The 22874-nt window shown below is 72.7% G+C and carries 5 protein-coding genes; 2 read left to right on the top strand and 3 right to left on the bottom strand.

Features of this window, described 5'->3' with window-relative positions; translation table 11 throughout:
* The first annotated feature begins 16 nt into the window (after positions 1–16).
* Positions 17–1210, top strand: a complete 1194-nt coding sequence (locus HYQ63_RS33940) for a sensor histidine kinase (RefSeq protein ID WP_179937589.1) — start codon at positions 17–19, stop codon at positions 1208–1210.
* Positions 1207–1857 (top strand): response regulator transcription factor, encoded by a 651-nt coding sequence (locus HYQ63_RS33935; RefSeq protein WP_179937588.1) that lies wholly within the window; start codon positions 1207–1209, stop codon positions 1855–1857. The genes HYQ63_RS33940 and HYQ63_RS33935 overlap by 4 nt, the downstream gene beginning before the upstream one ends.
* Here the strand turns inward: HYQ63_RS33935 and HYQ63_RS33930 are convergent.
* From HYQ63_RS33930 to HYQ63_RS33920, 3 genes are read right to left on the bottom strand one after another with little or no spacing between them, the layout of a single operon-like run.
* Complete coding sequence (locus HYQ63_RS33930) at positions 1847–3322, bottom strand: UbiD family decarboxylase (protein ID WP_179937587.1); 1476 nt, start codon at positions 3320–3322, stop codon at positions 1847–1849. The two genes, HYQ63_RS33935 and HYQ63_RS33930, sit on opposite strands and share 11 nt — an antisense overlap.
* On the bottom strand, positions 3319–3969 hold the full coding sequence (locus HYQ63_RS33925) for a non-oxidative hydroxyarylic acid decarboxylases subunit B (protein WP_179937586.1): 651 nt from the start codon (positions 3967–3969) through the stop codon (positions 3319–3321). The genes HYQ63_RS33930 and HYQ63_RS33925 overlap by 4 nt, the downstream gene beginning before the upstream one ends.
* The gene (locus HYQ63_RS33920) at positions 3969–22856 is read right to left on the bottom strand and encodes an SDR family NAD(P)-dependent oxidoreductase (protein ID WP_257232313.1); all 18888 of its coding nucleotides are present in this window, start codon (positions 22854–22856) and stop codon (positions 3969–3971) included. Before HYQ63_RS33920 ends, HYQ63_RS33925 begins: the two co-directional genes overlap by 1 nt.
* Between the last annotated feature and the right edge of the window lie 18 nt (positions 22857–22874).

Raw genomic sequence — 22874 nt, 5'->3', positions numbered from 1 at the left:
GCCTAGGATTGCCCGGATGAACTGGAGAGAGACGCTCCCTGGGCGGGCCGCGTACGGGCGGGCCGGGCTGGTGGTGTTGCTGGGCTCGATCGCCGTGCAGAACGGTGCGTCGGTCAGCGATGACCGCTACCTCGCTCCCGCGCCCATGGCCGCCCTGCTGTGCGGGGTGGCCCTGCTCGTGCGTCGGCTTCCCTGGTACATCGCCCCGCTCCTGGTCACCGCGGCGACGTCGTGGTGGGGATGGCCCGTACTGCCGCTGCTGCTGGTCGCCCTGTTCGACCTGGCCGCGCACCGCCGCGCACGGGTGGCGGTGGCCTGCATCGCGACCGCGCTGGTCGGCAACCTGCTCACTCGGCCGGCGACCTCGCTGTGGACGCCACAGCAGTACGGATCCGTCGTGTTCCTGCTGCTGGTCGTGGTCGGCGGCCTGTGGCTGGGCAACCGGCGGCGGCTGGTCGCCGCGCTGGCCACCCGGGTCGAGCACCTGCGGGTCGAATCGCGCTTGCGCGAAGAAGCGGCCCGTGCCGCGGAACGGTCCCGCATCGCCGCGGAGATGCACGACGTGCTGGCCCACCGCCTGAGCCTGATCGCCCTGCACACCGGCGTCCTGGCCACCAGGAGCGACACACTGCCCGCGCCGGTGGCGATGCGCCTGGGCCTGCTGCGCACGACATCCACGGAGGCCCTGGCCGATCTGCGCGATGTGCTCGGTGCCCTGCGCGACCCCGACGCCACGCCGACGAGCCCCGCACGCGCACCCGTTCTGAGAGACGTGCGGGAGCTGGTCGACGAGGCCCGCGCCGCCGGACAGCGCATCGGGCTGACGACCGACGGCCTGCCCGAGCGGGCTCCCACCACCCACCGTCTGGCCGTGTACCGCATCGTCCAGGAGGCGCTGACCAACGCCCGCAAGCACGCCGACGGCGCCGAGGTGACGGTACGAGTCGACTACCGGCCGCCCGCCACACGGGTCGAGGTCGCCAACTCCCCCGGCAACGCGCGCACGGACACCGTCGGCGGCGGCTACGGGCTCGTCGGACTCCGTGAACGCGTCACCGCTCTCGGCGGCCATCTGGAGGCCGGACCCGCCGACGCGGGGGCCTGGCGGCTGGCCGCCCGCATCTCGCACCCGGTCGGCACCGAACAGAACGACACCGAAGAGAACAACGCTGAAGAGAACGGCACCGAGCAGAACGGGGACCGCACATGATCCGCGTCATGATCGTCGACGATGACGCCCTGGTCCGCCTCGGCCTGGCCGACCTCCTCGAAGGCGACCAGGGCATCGAGGTCGTCGCTCAGGCCGCCGACGGACTCCAGGCCATCGAGCACGCCACCGCACACCGCGTCGATGTCGCCCTCGTCGATGTGCGCATGCCCCGCATGGACGGCATCACCGCCACGGCCCGGCTGAGGGCTCTCCCCCACCCCCCGAAGGTGATCACATTGACCACCTTCGACCTCGACGAATACGTCTACAACGCCCTCGCCGCCGGAGCCGACGGATTCCTGCTCAAGGACACCGACCCGGCCGAAATCCTGCGCGCCGTCCACCTGGTGGCCGCCGGTTCCGCCATGCTCCACCCCACCGCGGCCCGCCGCCTCATCGACCGCTACCACGCCACCACCCGGCCAAAGGCCACCGCGGCCCGGGCCCGGATGGACCGGCTCACTCCCCGGGAACGGGATGTGCTGACCCTGCTCGCCCGGGGCGACACCAACGCGGAGATAGCGACCCACCTCGCCATGCGGGAAAGCACCGTCAAGGCCCACGTCAGCCGCATCCTGGCCGCGCTCGAAGTCGCCAACCGCGTCCAAGCCGCCCTCCTGGCGCGTGACGCGGAGATCACCACGTGACCGGCCGGGCGCTCGCCAGGAGTTGGCGGGTGCGCTGCTGTACCGCCTGCGGGTAGTTCTCGGCGAAGGAGGCGATGTTCAGCTCGTCCTCGCGGAGGCAGTCGAACAGGACGGTCGGGCCGCGCCCGGTGTCCCGTTCCTCGTCGGTGTAGCACACCATCAGATGCATGATGGCGGTGTCGGGCAGGACGTGGATGCCGGTGGTGGGGTGCGAGCGGGTGGCGAAGCCCCACAGGACGTCGCGCAGGTCGGTGGGGTCGATGTCGTGGTCGAGGACCATGATCCGGGTGACCCACCAGCCGCCGTGCGGAAAGGCGTCGCACGCCTCGCCGATGGCCCGGCACAGCTGCTCGGAGGAGGTGAAGCCGGTGCGCTCGCGCCAGTCGCGGTCGACGGTGACGGCCAGCACGTGGACGGCGGTCTCCGGGATCATCCAGGACGCGGCGACCGGCAGACCGGCCTCGCGCAGATAGTGGGTCCAGCGGGCGGAGTGGGTCAGCCCGACGAGGGTGTGGTCCTCGTCGACCGGCTTGCCCGCGCACACCACCGGCATGATCGGATCGTCGCGGTGGGTGATGGCGGTGACGGTGTACGCGGGCAGCTCCACCTGCCAGTCGGGGATGTAGCCCGCGAACTCGCCCATCGGGCCTTCCGGTATCAGCTCGTCGTGGTTGATGTACCCCTCGATGACGATCTCGGCGGTGGCGGGCACCTCCAGGTCGACGGTCCGGCAGCGGACCAGCTCCACCGGGCGGCCGTAGTAGGCGCCGAGGTAGGCGGCCTCGTCCACCTCCTCCGGCAGCGACATCGTGGACACGAACGGGACGGCGGGTTCGGCGCCGAGGACCAGCGCGAAGGGGGTGCGCTCGCCGCGTTCGCGCCACATGTCGTCGATGACGCCGATGTGCTGCGGCGAGCCGGTGAAGGTGGCCATGCGGTGGGAGTCGTGCAGCATGGCCCGCGCGAGGCCCCAGTTGGTCCAGCGGCGGTCGGGGCTGCGCAGCACGAAGGTGCCGATGGTGTTCACGTACCGTCCGCCGTCGCCGTGGTGCAGCAGCGGGAACGGGAAGCGGGTCAGGTCGGCGTCCGCGCCGAGCAGGACGTTCTCCTGGCAGGGGCCCGACGCCACCGTGACGGGCGGGACGGGGGCGGCCGCCTGGGCGGCGACCAGCCCGTCCAGCAGGCGCAGCGGCCGGGTGTCCGGGTCGAGCCCGAGGGAGAGCGCGACCCTCGCGTACGGGGTGTCGGGGACGCTGCTGTACGCGGCGGGCGCCGTGAGGACCCGGAAGCCGGGCGTGAAGCCCCGGATGCGGGACAGCAGATGCGCCGGGGCGCGGTGCTCGGTGGCGTAGCGGGCGATCGCGCCGATCTCCAGCTCGGCGTCCACCTCGTCGTCGATGACCCGCAGATCGTCGAGCTTGGCCAGGGCGTCCAGGTAGTCGCGCAGACTGGACAGGTGATTCATGGGGTTTCGTCCTCGCCTCGGGTTCGGGGTCGTGGTCGGGCGTGTTGCCGGGCGTCGCGCATCCCGTTCCAGCGGACGGCCTTGGGCGTGTCGATGCCGAACTGGTCGAGCACGCGGGTCACGGTGTGGTCGACGATGTCGTCGGCCGTCTCCGGGTGCTGGTAGAAGGCGGGCATCGGGGGCAGGATCACCGAGCCCATGCGGGACAGCGCGAGCATGTTCTCCAGGTGGATGTCGCTCAGCGGGGTTTCCCTGGGCACCAGCACCAGCTTGCGGCGCTCCTTCAGGGTGACGTCGGCGGCGCGGGCCACCAGTCCGTCGGCGAAGCCCATGCGGATCGCCGCGAGGGTCTTCATGCTGCACGGGACGATCACCATGCCGTCCGTGCGGAAGGAGCCCGAGGAGATGGCCGCGCCCTGGTCCTCCGGGTTGTGGGTGACGTCAGCGAGCGCGGCCACCTCGCGGACGCTCATCGAGGTCTCGTACTCGATGGTGGAGCGCGCCCAGCGGCTGATCACCAGATGGGTTTCCACCCCGCCGTGCTCGCGCAGCCGCTCCAGCAGCCGCACCCCCAGCACGGCCCCGGTGGCGCCGGTGATGCCCACCACGATCCTGGCGGGTGCGGGGTCCGTCGTCGGCAGCGCCATCACGCCTCCTGGTGGCGTCGGAGCACGAGGGCGTCGACGCGGTCGCGGTAGGTGTCGAGGAAGTGGGCGGACAGCTCGTCGACCGATTCGGCGTCGAAGAGGAGGGTGGGCGAGACGTCGTCGAAGTCCTCGCGCAGCGCGTTGGCGAGTTGCAGGACGAGGATCGAGTCCATGCCGTAGTGGATGAGCGACACCGACGGATCGATCTTCTCCGCCGGGATCTTCAGCGTGGCCGCGGCCTTCTCCTTCAGGTACGCCACCATCGTCTCGGCGCGGGCCTCGTCGGAGGGGCCGGCGGGCTCGGGCTCTTCACGCGGCGTGGGCTCGTCGGCCACGGGCTGGTGGAGTACGGGCTCGTGGGGTACGGGGGCGGGGCGGGCGTCGGCCACGGGCACCGGCCTGCGGGCGATGCCGTCGCTCTCGGCCGCGATGATCTGCTGTCCGAGCGCCCGGGCCTGCGGCAGGACGAGGACCACCGACGGGAAGCCCTCACCGTGGAGGACGTCCCGCCAGCTCTCGGGCGACAGCGCGGGCGAGCCGGGGATGCGCAGCGACGCGTCCTCGAACAGCCACCAGCCCTCCAGCAGCCCGAAGGTGAGGTGGCTGAACACGTCGAACGAGCACAGCTCGTTGAGCAGCAGCCAACCGCCGTCCCGCAGCGCCGACTTGGCGTTGCGGAGGGTGGTGCGGGTGTCCCGCGTGGCGTGCAGGACGTTGGCGGCGACGACGAGGTCGTAGCCGCCGACCTCGATGCCCTGCCCGGCGAGCGGCTGTTCGGCGTCGAGGCGCGCGGTCTCCAGGTACGGGACGTCGGGCCCGTACTCGCTCTGGGCGTGGTTCAGGAACGCCTTCGACAGGTCGGTGTACAGGTACTCCTCGATGTGGTTCTGGTAGGGGCGCAGCGCCGCGAACAGTCCCACGCTCGTGCCGCCGGTGCCCGCGCCGATCTCCAGGATGCGCAGCCGCGCGTCGGGGTCGCGCCGCAGCCGCTCGGACACCACGCCGACGGCGGCGTCCGCCATGGCGCGGTTGAAGGTGTCCGCCACGCGGTTGTTCTTGTAGCAGCCCTCGACGAGTTCGAGGGAGCCGCGCGGGAACATGATGTCGGTCGGCCGGGTGCGGCCGGTCAGGATGTCGGGCAGGGCGGTGAGCGTGGCGTCGACGAGCCGCAGTTCGGCCCGCTTGTCGGGGTCGGCGGACCACTCGGCGCAGCGCTCCTTCCACTCCTGGTTCAGGGCGTCGAGCGGCGGGGCCGTGGCGGGCATCGTCCGCAGCGCGTGCTCCAGCCAGGTGGTGTAGCGGTCGAGGATGCCGCCGCGTGCGCGGAGCGCGGTGAGGTCGGCACCGGGACCGGAGGTGGTGTCGTACGTCTCGCCGTCCCGTACGACGCCCATGGCCGCCAGGTGGCCGCGGGTCATGCGGCCGAGCAGGGCGTCGCGCTCGGCGCGCCAGTCGGCCACGGTCCGCAGGATCTCCTGGCTGTCGGCGAGGCCGGAGCGGGCCATCAGGGCGTCGGCGGGGATGCGGGCGGCCGGGTCGCGTTCGTAGACGGTGAGGCGGGTGGCCGGGTCGATCGGCCGGAGCCCGCCCGGTTCGGTGAGCTTGACGTAGCTGAGCTGCTGCTGCGGGCCGCCGAGCAGGGTGTCGAGCGCGGCCATTCCCTCCGGCGGTTCGATGGACAGCAGCCCCCAGCGGGCCATGCGCTCGCGGTGGAAGTCGGAGGCGACGCTGCCGATGCTGCCCCACCAGCCCCAGTTCATCACCTTCACCGGGCCCGGCCACTGCCCGGACAGGGCGTGCGCGTAGGCGTCGGCGAAGGTGCAGCCGGAGGCGTAGTTGCTCTGCCCGGCCGCGGTCGTGAACGACTGGATCGAGGAGAAGAAGAGGGCGAAGTCGAGGTCGTCGTCGGCGAACACCGCCGCCATGGCCGCGCTCGCGTCGACCTTGGCCGCCAGGCTCGCGCGGAACGTGTCCTCGTCCATGTTGGCGAGGCTCTGGTCGCGGAGCACCAGGGCCGCCTGTATGACGCCGTTGATTCGCCCGTACCGCTCGATGACCTCGGCGTGGGCGCGGGCCAGGGCCGCGGGGTCCGTGGCGTCGGCGGCGAGGTAGGTCACCTCGCCGCGGCCGTGGATGGCGCGCAGCTTGGCGTCGATCTCCGCGTCGCGCTCACGGCGTCCGATCCACACGACCCGCGCGCCGTACCGCTCGACCACGTGCTCGGTCCAGGCCGCTCCCAGACCGCCCGCGCCGCCGAGCACCACGTAGACGCCGCCCTCGCGGTAGCGCTGCCCGGTGGCGGAGGCCGCCGCGTCGCACGCAGCGAGTCGGCGGCCGAGCCACTGGCCCGCGCGGCGCACCCAGGTGTCGCCGTGGGAATGCGCGGGCAGTGCGGTGAGATCCGCGGGCCATGCGGTGTCGCCGTCCAGGTCGAGCCGGCGGACGGTCCAGTTCGGGTACTCCTGGCCGAGCGATCCGAAGAGGCCGTGCAGTCCGGCGTGGACGGGCCGGACCTCATCGGTGGCATGGGCCGGGACGGCGCGCCGGGTGACCAGGGTCAGGCCCAGCGGCCGGGCGTCGTGCCGGGTCCGCAGCAGCGCCTTGACCATGCGGAAGGCCGCGAGGACACCGTCCTGTTGGGCGGCGATGAGACGGGTCGCGTCGGTGACTTCGAGCCCGGTGTCGGGCGCGATCCACACCAGGTGGCCGAGCGGACCGACGGCTTGCAGCGCGTCGGTGACCTCGTCGATCGACGCGTCCGGCGCGAGGCTCCACACGGTGGTGTACGGGCACTGCGCGGTGATCGCCGCCTGCTGTTCTGCGGTGCCGCCGACGACCAGGACGCGGTCCGCGGCGGACGGTACGGGCGCGCCGAACGCGTCGGGCGCGAGCGGCTCCCACACGGGCGCGTACAGCGATGGCACCGGCTCGGCCACGCGGCGCGAGGTGTAGCCGGTCATGGCCACGCACACCGCGCCGGTGTCGTCCACGAGGTCGATGTCGAGCCTGCTGAGGGCCGTGACCGGCTGCGCGCTGTCCGCGACGCGGACGACGGCCCACATCGCCGAGGTGCACGGGGCGAAGAGTTCGAGCCGGTCGAGCGCGAAGGGGATCGCGGTGTCCCGGGGCCCCTCCCCTTCTGCCAGATGCAGCGCCATCGACGCCTGGATGGCCGAGTCCATCATGGCCGGGTGCAGGACGTACGGCCCGTCCGGCCCGTCCGAGCTGTCGGCCGCGTCGGGGAGGGCGAGCCGGGCGACGACGACGCCGGGGCCGACGTACGCCTCCTCGATGGCGCGCAACGACGCGCCGTGGACGATGCCCATGGTCCGCAGCGCACCGGCGACACGGGCCGCGGACACCGTGGTCGGGCACTTCGCGCGCAGGGACGCGAGGTCGAGGGGCGCCGGGCGCGGGGTGTCCGAGCGTGCGATTCGGCCTTCGCTGTGGACGGACGACTCGGCGGTCCGGGAGGCGACTTCGAAGGAGACACCGCCGTCCTGGACCGGCTTCACCCGGACCTCGACGTTCACGGGCGCGCCCTCGACGGCGAGCGCCTGCACCCAGGTGACGTTGCGCATCCGCAGCGGGGTGGTGGCGTCGGCGCCGAGCGCGTGGACGGCGGTCTCCCGCGCCATTTCGAGGTGGGCCACCCCGGGCAGGATCCGGCGGCCGTGGACCGTGTGGTCGCGCAGATAGGACTCGTCACCGGTCAGCGTGGCCGTGGCACGGTGGCCGCCGTCCGCCTCGGGCGCGGGCCGGGGGACCATCGGGTGGCGTACGGCGGGGGCTTCTGGGGCGGGGGGTGTCGCCGCCACCTCAGCCGTCGTCGGCCAGTGGCGCTCGCGGGCGAACGGGTACGTCGGCAGCGGCACCCGGCGCCGCGCGGTCTCGGGGAACACCGCGGCGTAGTCGAGCGCCATGCCCTGGACGAACAGCTCGGCGAGCAGTTCGAGATCCGTGCGGTAGGCGAGCGGTGCGTCGGTGTGCGCCGTACCGCCGGAGCAGCGCCGCAGGCTCTCCTCGCCGAGCCGGGTGCCGTCCGTGCCGTCCTGCTTTCCGCCCGGCGCCACCACCTCCCCGGTGAACGCGCGCGCCCCGCCCAGCCCTTCGTCCAGGACCCGGACCAGCTCCTCGCGGTCGCGGACGACGCAGGCGAAGCGGTGCGCGAAGTGTTCGCGCCCGGCGATGAGCGTGTGCGCGATGTCGCCGCAGTCGAGCGCGGGTTCGCGGCGGACGTGGGCGGCCAGGCGGGTCAGCTGCTGGGCGAGCTGGTCGCGCGAGTGTGCCGAGAGGACGACGAGGTACGCGGGCCGCGGCGCCGCGGCGCGCGCGGGGGCGGGCCCTTCGTCGATGACGAGGTGTGCGTTGGTGCCGCTCGCGCCGAACGAGCTGACCACGGCGCGCCGCGGCACGCCCGGGGCCGTGTCCCAGCGGTGGGTGCGGGTGCTCACGTAGAACGGGCTGCCGTCGAGCGCCACCGCTTCGTTCGCGGTCTCGAAGTGCAGGGAGGCGGGGATCTGGCGGTGCTTCAGCGCCAGCAGCACCTTGACGACACCCGCGACACCCGCCGCGTGCTGGGTGTGGCCGAGGTTCGTCTTCACCGAACCCAGGGCGCAGTAACCCGACTTGTCGGTGTCCTTGCGGAACGCCCGGGTGAGCGCCTGGAACTCGATCGGATCGCCCAGCTTGGTGCCCGTACCGTGCGCCTCGACGAGCTGGATGTGCTCCACGTCGATGCCGTACGCGTCGTACACCTCGCGCAGCAGGCTCTCCTGGGACGCGGAGCTGGGCGCGGTGATGCCGTTGGTCGCGCCGTCGTGGTTGACGCCCGACGCGCGGATCACGCCGTATACGTGGTCCCCGTCGGCGAGGGCGTCGTCCAGCCGCTTGAGCACCAGCGCGCCGACCGCCTCGCCCGGTACGAAACCGTCGGCGCGGTGGTCGAAGGTGTGGCAGCGGCCGGTCGGTGAGAGCATCCCGGCGCGCCCGGCCAGGTCGTACAGCCTCGGTGTCGACTGGACGTACACACCGCCCGCGAGCGCCATCGTGGTCTCGCCCGACGCCAGGTCCTTGCAGGCCAGGTCGATGGCGACGAGGGAGCTGGAGCAGGAGGTGTCCACCGCGATGGCGGGGCCCTTGAGGTTGAGGAAGTAGGAGATACGGCTGGGTATGAACGAGGCCGTGTTGCCCCAGAACGCCTGGGCCGGCGCGTCCTCGCCCAGTAGTTCCTGGTAGTCGCCGTCCCAGCAGCCGACGTAGACGCCGCAGCGGACGTCGCTCATCCTCTGGCCCGCGTATCCGGCGTCCTCCAGGGCCTTCCAGGACTCTTCGAGCAGCAGCCGCTGCTGCGGGTCCATGATGGCGGCCTCGACGCCGGAGATGTTGAAGAACAGCGGGTCGAACGCGTCGATGTGGTCGAGGAATCCGCCGCGTGTGCAGCGCTTCGCCGCGCCGGTGTCCGTGCTCTTCAGATCCCAGCGGGTGGCCTCGCCGACGAGGTCATGGCCCGCCGCGAGGTGTTCCCACAGCCCGTCCGGGGAGTCGGATCCGGCGAACCGGCCGCTGATACCGACGATGGCGATCGGCGGCCGTGGCGTCGCGGGCGCGGCGCCACTTGGGGCCGGTCGGGGCTCGGTGCGGGCGACGACGGGACGGTGGGCGCCCAGGATGTGGGCGGTGAGGCGGTCCGCCGTGCTGTGGTCGTAGATGACGCTCGTCGGGAGGTCGAGCGCGAGAGTTTCGTTGAGTTCGTGGACGAGGCGGACGCCGAGGATGGAGTCGAGTCCGTAGTCGGCGAAGGCGTGGCCGCCCTCGACCTCGCTCTCCCGCAGCGCGAGCGCCCTGGCGAGCTTGTCCCGCACCACGCGGGCCACCTGCGCTTCGAGCGGCTCCTCCTGCCTGGCTGGTTCGACGGGTTGCTCGGCCACGGCGGGTCGTACGGCCTGGCGTACGGCCACGGGTGCCGTGTCCGCCACCGGATCGAGGTCCCCGACCCAGTACCGGTCCTTGGCGAACGGATACGTGGGCAGCGCGATCCGCCGCGGCGCCGCCGGGGCGTGCAGCGCATGCCAGTCGGGCTCCACGCCCTCGACCCACAGGGCCGCGAGCTTGGCCGCCTTCCCGGCCCGGGCCCAGCGCTGGACCAGGAGTTCCCGGAGGTCGTCGTCGGCGGCGATCTCGGCGAGGGCGCCGTGCGCACGGCCCGCGGTGGCCCGGTACACGCCCGACACGCCGTCGGCCTCACCACCGCCTTCCACGTAACCGTCCACGTACGCACGCAGCGCGTCGCGCAGTTCGGGCACCGACGCCGCGACCACCGCGAGCCGTTCCTTCATGGCCTCGCGCCCGACCTGGAGGGTGAAGGCGAGATCGGCCAGCCGGACGTCCTGGGTGTCGAGGAACGCGGCGAGGCGTGCGGCCGAGGTGTGCAGCTGCTCCGGCGTACGGGCCGAGAGGACGACGATCTGCTCGGCGCCCCCCTCGGCCGCGCCCGGGGGAGGTGGCTGCTCGGTGGCGTACTCCTCCAGAATCACATGCGCGTTGGATCCGCCCGCGCCGAACGACGAGACGGACGCGATGCGGGGACCGTCCGGCTCCCACGCGGTCAGCTCGCGCTGGACGAAGAACGGGGTCCGTTCGAAGGCGATGTTGGGGTTCGGCTCCTCGGCGTGGAGGCTCGGCACGAGCTGTCCGTGGCGCAGCTGGAGTACGGCCTTCGTCAGCCCGGCGATGCCCGCCGCGGCCTCCAAGTGGCCGATCACCGACTTCACGGAGCCGAGTGCGCAGTACTGCGTGTCCCCCGTGTCCTGTGCGAAGGCGAGCGTCAGCCCCTTCACCTCGATCGGGTCGCCCAGCTCCGTACCGGTGCCGTGCGCCTCGACGTAGCCCACCTCGCGGGCGGACACCCCGGCGCGGGTCATCGCGTCCCGGATCAGCTCGGCCTGGGCGCCGGGGTTCGGCACGGTGTAGCCGTTGGAACGGCCACCGTGGTTGATGCTCGTCCCGCGGATCACCGCGAGCACGCGATCGCCGTCGGCGAGGGCGCGCGAGAGCGGCTTCAGCAGGACACAGCCGACGCCCTCACCGGGTACGAAGCCGTCGCCACCGCTGCCGAAGCTCCGGCACTGCGCGTCGGACGACAGCATGGTGGAGCCGCACAGTTCGATGTAGTCCTGCGGATGCAGATAGAGGTTGACGCCACCGGCGATGGCCAGCTCGCACGCGCCCTGGTGCAGATGTTCACACGCCTCGTGGATGGCGGTGAGCGACGCCGAGCACATCGTGTCGAGCGTCAGACTCGGCCCGCGCAGATCGAGGACGTACGAGGTACGGGCGCTGAGCGAGGCGAAGGAGACCACCGGGGTCGTCGTCTCCCCCGACGGCAGCCGTCGCACGCCGTGGCGTGCGTGGCCGGTCTTGGTGACGCCCGCGAACACACCGACCCGGCGCTGGTGGCGGCGCGCCAGCTCCTCGCGTGCGTACCCGGCGTCCTCCAGCACTTCCCACGACGCCTGGAGGAACAGGCGCTCCTGCGGGTCCATGGCGTACGCGTCGCGCGGCGCGATCTGGAAGAGGAGCGGGTCGAACGCCGCGAAGTCCTCCAGGAAACCGCCCCACTTGCTGTAGCTGCGGCCGGTGGCGACCGCCGTCGCGCGGTCCGGCTCGTAGAAGCCGTCCAGCGGCCAGCGGTCGGCCGGGATCTCGCCGACGCAGTCGCGGCCCGCCTTCAGGTTCTCCCAGAAGGCGGTGATGTTCTCGGCCTGCGGGTAGCGGCCGCTCATGCCGATGATGGCGATGGGCTCCCGCGCCCCGGGCGAGGGCGACGGGGCCGGGGGTTGCGGTGCGGTGTCGGGTGTCACGGTGGTCTCCACGGGGGCGGTGTCCACAGGGGCGGTGTCCTCGGGGGCGGTGTCCTCGGGGGCCGGTGACGCGTGCTCCGTCGCGAGGTGTCCGGCGACCGCGCGCAGCGTCGGGTGTTCGTAGAAGAGGGTCTTCGAGACATCGCCGTACCGGGCGGCAAGCTCCTTGTTGAGCTGCACGACCATGATCGAGTCGAGTCCCGTCGCACCGATCGGCTCATCGGCGTCCACGGCCTCACGCGGAACCTTGGTGACGCGTGCGAAGAGGTCGAGGAGGTGGTGCAGCGCCTCGCGCCCGGCACGCTCGGAGGCGGCGCGCCTCGGCCGTGACCATGGCGGCGGGGCGGGGGCGGCGTTCGGTGCGCCCTGTGTGCGGGCCGGTGCGCTGAACGTTGCCGAGTGCAGCGCCTGGTCCGGGTCGCCGTAGTGCACCCACACCCGCTCCACGCCGAGCCGCCACGCGCGGACGAGGGCGGCGAGCCCGTCGGCCGACTCCATGGGGACGAGGCCACGGCTGTGCCAGAGGTACGCGAGCGTCGCCTCGTCCACTCCCATCCCGCCGTCCTTCCACAGCGGCCACGCGATCGACAGGGTGCGCCCGGAGCGCTCCCCGGCGGCCACGCGGGCGGTGCGGAGCGTGGCGAAGGCGTCCAGGAAGGCGTTGGCGGTGGCGTAGTCCGCCTGGCCGGGGTTGCCGGTGAGGGCGGAGCCGGAGGAGAAGGTGAGGACGAAGTCGAGCGGTTCGCCCGCGGTGGCCCGGTCCAGGTGGACGAGGCCGTCGGCCTTGGGAGCGAGGACGTCGTCCCACTCCTCCGCCGTCTTCTTCGCGAGCGTCGCGTCACGGATGACACCGGCGGAGTGCACGATGCCGTGCAGCTCGCCGACTTCCTCGCGGACGTGTGCGACCAGGTGGCGGACCTCTTCCCAGCGCGAGATGTCGGCGCGCTCGTAGCGGGCCACGGCACCGGCGGCGCGCAGCTCGTCGAGGAGCGTGTCGATGCGGCCATTCTTCGGCCGCCTGCCGACCAGGACGAGGGTCGGGCGCTCCACGCCGTGGGCGATGTGCCGGGCGACGATGGCGCCGATGCCGCTCGCGCCGCCCGTGATGAGGTACCTGCCGCCCGCGCGCCACGGGATGCCCGCCGCCGTGTTCGGGGCCGGGACGTCCCAGGTCTGGACGGTGCGTACGCCGTCGTCGTAGCGGATCACATCGCCGTCCGTGGCGCTGGCGTTGTCCGCGACGACGGTGGCCACGGTGTTGTCGTCCGTGGCAGCGCGGTCCAGGCCGATCACCTGGCCCACGAACCGGGGGCTTTCGAGCGCCGCCGTGCGCAGCAGGCCCGCGAGGGCCAGCTGGGTCGCGTCGTCGCCGTCCGTCGAGACCACCACCTGCACGAGGGTGGCCCCGCTACCTTCGGCAGGCTCGGCGGCCAGGTCGCGGACGGCCTCGAAGACCTGCCGTGAGACGTCCCTGAAGCGGCTGTCGAGGCGCTGCTTGGCCGTGGTGACGGTGTGGCAGCGGGCTCCCGGGACACGTCGCTCCACGGCGGCCCGCGCGGTGGCGGTCGTCCCGCACAGGATCACCAGGTGGCGGGTGGAGGTGTGCTCGCCCGACGCCGACGGTGCGGGCTGCGGGGCCCACCGGGGGACGAGCAGGGTCGTCCCGATGACGGGCAGGAGACTCTGCGCCGATGCGTCGGCGTCGCTATCGGTATCGGTATCGGTCCGGGCGGGGGTGTCGGTGCCGGGAATCCAATAGCGCTCGCGGGCGAAGGGGTACGTGGGCAGATGGGCCCGGAGCGGGGTGTCCGCCCCGTACAGCGTGCGCCACTCGACGGTGCCGCCCTCGGTCCAGCGGGTGAGCAACCGCCCGAGGTCACCGTCCGGCGCGCCGCCGCGTTCGCCACGCTCCACGAACGCCCGCAGCCTGTCGGCGAGTTCCTCCCGCGAGGCCACCACCCAGGCGGCGCGCCGCTCCATCGCCTCGCGCCCGGTTTGCAGCGTCCAGGCGATCGAGGGCAGCGCGTCGGACCGGCCGGGGTCGCTGACGTACGCGAGGAGTCGGCGCGCGACCTGCCGGAGCTGTTCGTCCGTGCGGGCCGAGATCGGAACGATGACGCTCGCGCCCTCCGACGGCCCGCCGTCGCCGCGTGCGCCGGCCTTGGGCACGTACTCCTCCACCACCACATGGCAGTTGGAGCCGCCGAAGCCGAAGCTGCTGACGCCCGCGCGGCGCGGCGTGACCGCGCCACGGCCACCGCCACCGCCGTCGCGCGGGCGCGGCCACGGCTCGTTCTCGCGCACGATGTGGAAGGGGCCGTCGTCCAGCTGGATGAACGGGTTGATCTCCGCGCAGTGGCGGGTTGCCGGAAGCACCCCGTGGCGCAGGGCCAGGATCACCTTCAGCAGCCCCGCGATGCCCGCGGCGGCCTCCAGATGGCCGATGTTCGACTTCACCGAGCCGAGACCACAGGTGGCCGTGTCCCCGGCGCCCAGCCGCCGGAACGCGGACTGGAGCGCCCGTACCTCGACGGGATCGCCGAGCGCGGTCCCCGTGCCGTGCGTCTCGATGTAGCCGATGGTGTCCGGGTCGAGGTCGCCCAGCGCCGCCGTCACCAGCTCGGTCTGGGCGTCGGCGTTGGGCGCGGTGAGCGAGTTGGCCCGGCCGCCGTGGTTCTCGGCGCTGCCGCGCAGCACCGCGAGGATCGCGTCCCCGTCCCGTTCCGCGTCCGCCAGGGGCTTGAGGACGATGGCGCCGACGCCCTCGCCGCGTACGTAGCCGTCCGCGTCCCGGGCGAAGGTCTTGCACCGGCCATCCGGGCTGAGCATGCCCGCGCGCTGCGCGCTCACGAACGTGTCGACGCTGAGCAGCAGGTTCACCCCGCCCGCGATCGCCACGTCGCACGCGCCGGAGCGCAGGGCGTCGAGGGCGCGGTGGACGGCGATGAGGGAGCTGGAGCAGGCGGTGTCGACCGGCTGGCTCGGACCGCGGATGTCGAGCACGTACGACACGCGGTTGGCGAGCATCGAGTGCGCGTTGCCGGTGGAGGTGAACGCGTCCGGCTCCACGCCGTACGTGGTGAGCAGCGTGGCGTAGTCCGTCCCCGACACACCCAGGAAGAGCCCGGTGTTGGTGGGGAGATCGGCGCGGGTGTACGCGCTGTCCTCCAGCGCGCTCCACACCGTTTCGAGGGCCAGCCGGTGCTGCGGGTCCATCAGCTCGGCCTCGCGCGGATAGATCCGGAAGAAGCCCGCGTCGAACGCGTCCACGTCGTCGAGGACGCCCGCGTGGCGCGGGAAGTCGGCCTCGTCCACGATGCGTGCGTAGGTGGCGTCGTAGCGGTGGACCGGGAACTCCGCGACCGAGTCCTTGCCCTGGAGGAGATTCGCCCAGTAGGTGTCGAGGTCGGGCGCGCCGGGGAAGCGTCCCGCCGCGCCGATGACGGCGACGGGCATCGGCGTGTCGTCCACGCCCCGGTCGGGGACGGGGCTCGCCACGGGCGCGGCGGCGCTCGCCACCTCGCGGCGCGGCGCCTGTGCCGCCTGCGGCGTTCGCGCTTCGTGCGCCGCGCGGACCGGCTCCTCGTACTCCGCGGCGAGGTGGCGGCCCAGCGCGTCGAAGGTGCGGACGTCGAAGAAGACCGCGGGGCTCACGTCGATGCCGAACCGCTCGTGGATGCGCTTCGAGAAGGTGACCAGCGAGATCGAGTCGAAGCCGAAGGCGTCGAAGCCCGTGTGGACGTCCAGCTCGTCCGCGTCGAACTTGAGGATGCCCGAGGCGATGCCGCGGAGTTCGTCCACGACGAAGGAGACGATTCCGCCGTCACGCGGTGTGTCGTGCCGGGGTGCCTCGTCCCGGGGCATCTCGTGCCGGGGCGTCTCGTGCCGGGGTGCCTCGTGCTGCGGTGTGTCCTGCCGGGGCACATCCTGACGCACCACCTCCCGCCCGGGTGCGTCGTGGTCCCCGTAGCGCACGCCCGTCAGCTCCACCGCGACCTCGCCGCCGGGCCCCAGCAGCGTGATGCTCCCGGCCAGGGCTCCGCCTTCGGCGGCCAGGTCGAGCACGGCGTACGCCACGTCCGGGGCACCGGTGTGGAGGCGGACGTCGGCGGTGTGCCGCCAGGTCTGCCGCTCCCAGTGCGGCATCCCGGCGCTCTTCGCCGCGAGGTGCGCGCCCTGGTCGAGGGCCGCGAGGACATGTGGGGCGAGGGTGACGTTGGGCTTGGTGTGATCCCGCTGAAGCTCGGGGGCGGTGAGCGTGAGCACCAGCCGTCCGTCCCGCAGCCGGAGCGCGCTGTCGATCCCGCACAGCATGGGCTCGTAGTCGAGCCCGCCGTCGGCCAGTTCGGCGAGCGTCTGCGGCTGGTCGAGGGTGCGTACGGCGTCGAAGCGGAGGGATGCGCGGGGCATCGCCGGGCCGGGCGTGCCGTCCACGCCGACGTCGAACTCCACGACCCGCGTACGCGTCCCCGACGCGTCCTCGGCGAACACCGCGCCCCGGGCCGCCTCGGGGCGGGTCGTGTCCAGCGTGGTGATCAGGCGCTCCGTGGCGGTCCACTCGACGGGCCCCAGGACACGGAGGTCGCGTACCCGCACGGCGGCCGCATCGGCGGCGAGTCCGGAGATCCGCGCGGCGGCGAGCGCCACGTCCAGGGCGAATGCCGGGACGATGTCCCGTTCCCTGCCCCGCTGGTATCCGTAGTCGAGCAGGTCGTCGAGGTGGACGTCGAGGGTGTAGCGCAGCCCGTCGACATCGGATGCGTTGCGGCCCAGGAACGGGTGGAGCTTGTCGCGGAGGGCGAGGGGCGCGAGCACGCTCGGCGCGCCGGGCTCCGGGGTCACCCAGCACGACACGCGGTCGAAGGGGTAGGCGGGGAGCGAGACACGCCGCAGCCGCCGCTGATCGCCGAGCCGCGCCCAATCGACGCTCTTGCCGCCCGCCCAGACCGCACCGAGGTCGCGCGCGGCCGCCGCTCGTGGATCGTCGCTGCTCAGCGCGGTGGTGAGGTCGCGGTCGCCCGCAAGGTAGCGGTCGATGGCCTCGATGGCGCCGCGCGCGTCGGACGCGAAGAAGGCCCACCGCCGCGGGAGTTCGTTCTTGCCCACGCGCAGCGTGAACGCGATCGACGGCAGGTCGGACTCGTCCGCCTCGGTCAGATACGCGCGGAAACGGGCGAGGGAGGTGTCCAGCGCGGCATCCGTCATCGCCGAGAAGACGAACAACTCGTCGCGCCCGTCGCGGACGTCGTGCGCGTCGCCGGGCCGTCCCGCGTACTCCTCCAGAATCATGTGCGAGTTCATCCCGCCCGCGCCGATCGAGGTGATTCCGGCCCGCCGGGGATGGGTGACGACACGCCCGTCGGCCGCCTTGACCGTCACCGGATCCCACGGGGCGAGTGCGCGCTGAACGCGGAAGGGCGTCCCGCCGAAGTCGATGTCCGGGTTGAGTTCGTCGCTGTGCAGCGAGGGCGCCAGCTTGCCCTTCTGGAACTGGAGGATCACCTTCGCGAAGCCGATCATTCCGGCCGCGTGCAGCAGATGCCCCAGGTTCGACTTGACCGAGCCGAGGGCGCAGAACTGGGTGTCCTCGGTGTGTTTGCGGAACGCGTCGGTGAGCGCCTTGACCTCGATCGGGTCGCCGAGCGACGTACCCGAGCCGTGCCCCTCGACGTAGCTGATCGTCCGCGGGTCCACGCCCGCGTCGTCGATGGCCTTCTCGATCGCCCGCGCCTGCGCGTGGGGGCTGGGCACGGTGAAGCCGTTGCGTACGCCCGCGTTGGTGAGCGCGGTGCCCTTGATGACCGCGTACACATGGTCGCCGTCGCGCTCGGCCTCGACCAGCGGCTTGAGGACGACGGCGCCCACGCCCTCGCCCAGGATCGTGCCGTCCGCGCCGAGCCCGAAGCTGCGGATCACATCGGAGGTCGCGGTGGTGAAGTGCTCCTGCGAGGAGGAGATGAGGTTGTAGGGGTGGAGGAGGAGGTTCACTCCCCCGGCCACGACCATCGGGCACTCGCGGGCGCGCAGCATCTGCACGGCCTGGTGGATGCAGGCCGAGGACCCCGAGCACATGGTGTCCAGGAAGATCGACGGCCCGGTGAGCCCGTAGAAGTACGAGAGCATGTTGGGGAGCGTGCCGGTGTAGCTGCCGCTCGCCGCGGAGCCCCGGGTCAGGCTGTTCTGGAAGCCGTAGAGGCCGTAGTGGTTGCTCATCGCCCCGACGAGCACACCGACATCGCCGCCGTACTGCCGCTGGATGGTCTCGCGCGAATACCCCGCGTCCTCCAGCGCCTCGACACCCGTCTGGAGGAACAGCCGGACCTCCGGCGACATGTGCTCGGCGTCGCGCTTGGAGATGCGGAAGTAGCGGGGGTCGAAGGCGTCGATGCCGCGCAGGAACGTGCCCGTGCGGATGGAGCTCTTGCCGAGGACGGCGCGGTCGCGGCTGTAGATCGCGTCGTGGTCCCAGCGATCGCGCGGGACCTCTTCGAAGGTGTGCCGTCCCTCTTCGAGCAGCGACCACAGCTCGTCCATCGTGTCGGCGCCGGGGTAGGTGCCGGAGATGCCGATGACGGCGATGTCGTGGTAGTCGTCGTCACCGCGGCGCGGGCGGGGCTCCGGGGCTGCCGGGGCTGGGGCCGGGGCCTCGGTCACGGCCATGGCCACGGGTTCGGCCTCAGCAGGGGTCTCGGCGGGGGTCTCGGCCTGGGCCTCCCCGCCCAGGATCGCGTCCAGCGTCGCGCGGTGCGAGGCGAGGAAGTAGCTCGCGACGCCTTCGATGGTGACGTACTCGAAGAAGATCGTCTTCGGTAGCGGGCCGAAGAGTTCTTCGAGGCGCGCGGTGGTCTCCAGGATGGCGAGCGAGTCGATGCCGTACTCGACCAGGTTGACCGTGGTGTCCATCGCGGCGGGATCGTGGTGCAGCACCTCGCCGAGGATCCGCTTCAGCAGTTCCTCGGTCGGCTCCGTCAGGTCACCGCCCGCCGGTGCGACAGCCGTTGCGGGTGCGGCGGGCCGCTGCTCGTCGCGCCGCGCGGGCGAGAGCGTGGCGTCCGAGCCGTACGCGACGACGACATGCCCGGGCGCGTCGCCCAGCACGCGGCCGAACACGCGCAGTCCGTCCTCCGTCGGCAGTGGTTCCCAGCCGCGCTGTTTGCGCATCGACTCGCGGGTCACGGCGTCGACCGTCATCCCGCCGTCCGCCCACAGCGGCCAGCTGACGGCGACGGTCCGCCCGGTCCGCTCCCCCACGTCCACCAGCGCCTGCCGATGGTGGGCGAAGGCGTCCAGGAAGGCGTTCGCCGCCGCGTAGTCGGCTTGCCCGGCGTTGCCGTACACCCCGGCGACGGACGAGAAGACGGCGAAGAAGTCGAGCGCGAGGTCACGCGTGGCGGCGTCGAGGTGCACCGCGCCGCGCACCTTCGGCTCCAGCACGACGGGCAGCTCGGCCGCGTCCTTGGTGAGGAGGTAGCCGTCGCGCAACACGCCCGCGGCGTGCACGATCCCGTCGAGCGAGCCGTGGTCGCGGGTGATGGCGCGGACGGCCTGCTCCACGTCCTCCCGGCGGCCGACGTCGACGGCCCGGTAGTGCGCGTCCACGCCCGCTGCCCGCAGCTCGCGCAGCGCCGCGTCGCTCGCGGCCCCGGCCGCCGACCGCCCGCTCAGGACGACGGTGACCCGGCCGGAGCGGGCGAAGTACCGCGCGAAGTGCCGTCCCAGTCCGCCGAGTCCGCCCGTCAGCCAGTAGACCCCGCCGTCCTTCAGCGGCGGGACCTGCGGTCCCTCGCCCAGGTCGACGTCCACGGGCCGCCACTCCTGGCGGGTGCCGTCGTGGGCGTACCGGACCTCGCCGGCGCCCGCGGGGTCGGCTGCCTCGGCGGCCACGATGGCGGCGAGGCGCTCGGGCGTGGCGGTGTCGAGCTCGGCGATACGCACGACACGCCCGGAGACGAGGGGGTTCTCGGTGGCGGCGGTTTGGAGGAGACCGGCGAGCGGGGCGTGGAAGTGGCGGGGTACGCGGCCGTCGACGAGGACGATGACGCGGTGCGCGTGCCGGGGGCGCGACCGCATCAGTTCTTGAACGCGGCCGAAGACGACGACCAGCACGGCGTCGATGCCGTCGGCGACGCGGTCGCGGGTGATGTCGGGCAGGCGCGTGAGCGAGCCACCCGCCACGCCCACGGCCGGGCCGGCCCCGGCCCCGGCAATGAAGCCGTGCACGGTCGGCCCCTGCGCAGTCAGGCTCTGCGCGGTCGGGCCGTGCACGGTCGGGGCATGCACGGCGGGGCCGCCTTCACTCGGCCCCGACGCCGCCCCGAGCGGTGCGTCCACCCACTGGCAGGTAGCGGTGACGACACGCCCCACACCGCTGCCGGGCGTATCGGCTCCGGCCGCGGCGGGGGCCCGGCGCTGGACCAGGCCGCGCAGCCGTACGGCGACGACGCCGTCCGCGTCGCACAGGTCGATGTCGAACGTGTCCAGGGAACCGGCACCCGCGCGGCGGCGGACCCAGGCCCAGGTGTCGTCCGGGCAGGGGGCGTGGACCTCCAGGGCCTCCAGGGCGAACGGGAGCGCCGGGCCCTGGGGCCGTACGTCACCGCCGGCCGCCTCGTGCAGCAACAGCACCGACCCCTGAAGCGCCGCGTCCAGGACGCTCGGCGGCAGGACGCCGCCCGCCCCCGGGCCCGGTCGGGCGATCCGGGCGACGAGTTCGTCCGTCCCGACGGAGATCTCGGCCAGTCCGCGCATCGCGGCGCCGTACTCCAGACCCTGGTCATGGAACGCGGCGTAGACGTCGTCGGGCGCGCGCCGCACCGAACACGCCGCACGCCGCGCCGCCAGATCGACCGGCTCCGGCGTGGCGAGCCCGCCCACCTCGGCGGTGCCACGGCTGTGGATCACGCACGATGGGTCCTGCGCCGACGCGCCCGTGTAGACCTGGTAGCCGAAGCCGCGCCCGTTCCCGGGGACGAGACCCACGTGGACGTCGAGCGAGGCGTCGTCCGCCACCACGGGGCGCAGAAAGGTGACATCGCGCAGCCGCAGGCCGGTCGCACCGGCGCTCGCCGCATCGTGCACCGCCGCTCGGGCCAGCTCCAGATGGGCCGCGGCGGGCAGCACCCGGGCGCCCCGCACCTGGTGTCCGGCGAGGAAGGGTTCGTCTCCGGTGAACGTCGAGCTGTAGCGCTGCTCGTGCGCATCGGAGGTGTTCCGTTGGACGAGCGGAGAAGGTGGCCGGAGCGCACCGGCACCGCCCTCCCCCGACGCCTCACGCCCCCGGAACCAGTGGCGCTCCCGCGCGAAGGGGTACGTGGGAAGCCGTACGCGCCGCCGCTCCCCGTACCCGTCGTGCACCGCGGCCACGTCGACCGTCTCCGTCTCGCCCTCGACCCAGCGGGTCGCCGCGCGCAGCAGGCCAGGTGTGTCGTGGGCATCCCCGTGCACCGCCGACTCGGCGAGCGCGCCGTCCACGAACGAGGCGAGCGACGCGCCGAGTTCGGACAGGCTCGCGACGACGAACGCGACACGCGCGGGCATCGGCTCGCGGCCGACCTGAAGCGTGTACGCGATGTCGGCGAGCCGCCGCGCCGCGCCGTCACCGGTGTGCGGGGTGCGCAGATGGTCCCGCAGCTCCCGGGCGACATCACGCAGCTGCTCGGGCGTCCGGGCGGAGAGCGGCACGACCTCCGGGCCCGCCACGTCATCGACGCGTTCGTCGTCGTCCCGTGCGCGTACGTACTCCTCCAGGACCACATGGGCGTTCGTACCGCCGAAGCCGAACGAGCTGACGCCTGCCCGCAGCGGCCCGTCCTGCCGCTCCGGATCGCCCCACGGCTGGGTGTCGCGCACGATGAAGAAGGGGCTTCCGTCCAGCTTGATGAGCTTGTTCTGGGCCTCGAAACCGGCGGTCGCGGGCAGGGTCCGGCCCGCCAGGGAGGCGATCACCTTGGCCATTCCGGCGACGCCCGCGGCACCTTCCAGGTGGCCGATGTTGGTCTTGACCGAGCCGACCCCGCAGGTCGCCGGGCGCGCCTCGGTGCCTTGTGCCGCGTGGAGGTTCTGGAACGCCCGCTTGAGCGCGATGATCTCGATCGGGTCGCCGACGGGCGTGCCCGGCCCGTGCGCCTCGATGTAGGTGACGGTCTCCGGGCGGATTCCGGCGCGGGTGTACAGCCCCTCGATGAGCTGGGCCTGGGCGACGGGGTTGGTGACCGTGAGGGAACTGGTCCGGCCGCCGTGGTTGGTCGCGATGCCCTTGATGACGGCGTGCACGGGATCCCGGTCCTCGATGGCCCGGGCGAGGGGTTTCAGCAGCAGGACGGCGCCGCCCTCACCGCGCACATAGCCGTCCGCGTCCTGGTCGAAGGCGCGGCTGCGGCCGGTGCGGGAGAGCATCCCGGCCTGGCTGAAGGCGATGAAGTGCTTGGGCGACCAGCACAGGTTGACGCCCCCGGCGAGGGCGAGCCCGCATTCGCCGCGCTGGAGGGCGGACACCGCCTCGTACACGGACACCAGCGAGCTGGAGCAGGCGGTGTCGTTGGTGATGCTCGGGCCCTGGAAGTCGAAGAAGTAGGAGACCCGGTTGGCGATGATGGAATAGGCGGTGCCGGTGGGGAAATAGGCATCGGTTTTCGCCCGGTCGCGCTCCATCAGCTCCGCGTAGTCGGCGTGGCACACGCCCATGAAGACGCCGGTCGTGGTCCCGGCGAACTCGCTCGCCCGGTATCCGGCATCCTCAATGGCCTTCCAGGCGAGTTCGAGCGCGAAGCGCTGCTGCGGGTCCATGCTCTCCGCCTCGCGCGGGGAGATGCGGAAGAACGCGGCGTCGAAACAGTCGGCGTTGTCGATGAAGCCGCCCCAGACGCTGCTGGTCTTTTCGGCGCCGCGCCGCGGATCGCCGAAGTAGCGCTCCTTCGACCACCGCTCGGGCGGCACTTCGGTGATGAGCGAGCGGCCCGCGGTCAGATGTCCGAACAGCTCGTGGAGGGTGTCGGCTCCGGGAAGCCGCAGCGCGAGACCGATCACGGCGATGTCATCAGCGGC

The sequence above is a fragment of the Streptomyces sp. Rer75 genome (assembly GCF_013414305.1).
GTDB classification, from domain to species: domain Bacteria; phylum Actinomycetota; class Actinomycetes; order Streptomycetales; family Streptomycetaceae; genus Streptomyces; species Streptomyces himastatinicus.
Note: the sequence above shows the minus strand (reverse complement) of the source record. Positions and strands in the feature narration are given on the sequence as shown.

Coding starts and splice junctions, on each gene's coding strand:
- HYQ63_RS33930 (WP_179937587.1), bottom strand. CDS start 3,322: ATGAATCACCTGTCCAGTCTGCGCGACTACCTGGACGCCCTGGCCAAG.
- HYQ63_RS33935 (WP_179937588.1), top strand. CDS start 1,207: ATGATCCGCGTCATGATCGTCGACGATGACGCCCTGGTCCGCCTCGGC.
- HYQ63_RS33940 (WP_179937589.1), top strand. CDS start 17: ATGAACTGGAGAGAGACGCTCCCTGGGCGGGCCGCGTACGGGCGGGCC.
- HYQ63_RS33925 (WP_179937586.1), bottom strand. CDS start 3,969: ATGGCGCTGCCGACGACGGACCCCGCACCCGCCAGGATCGTGGTGGGC.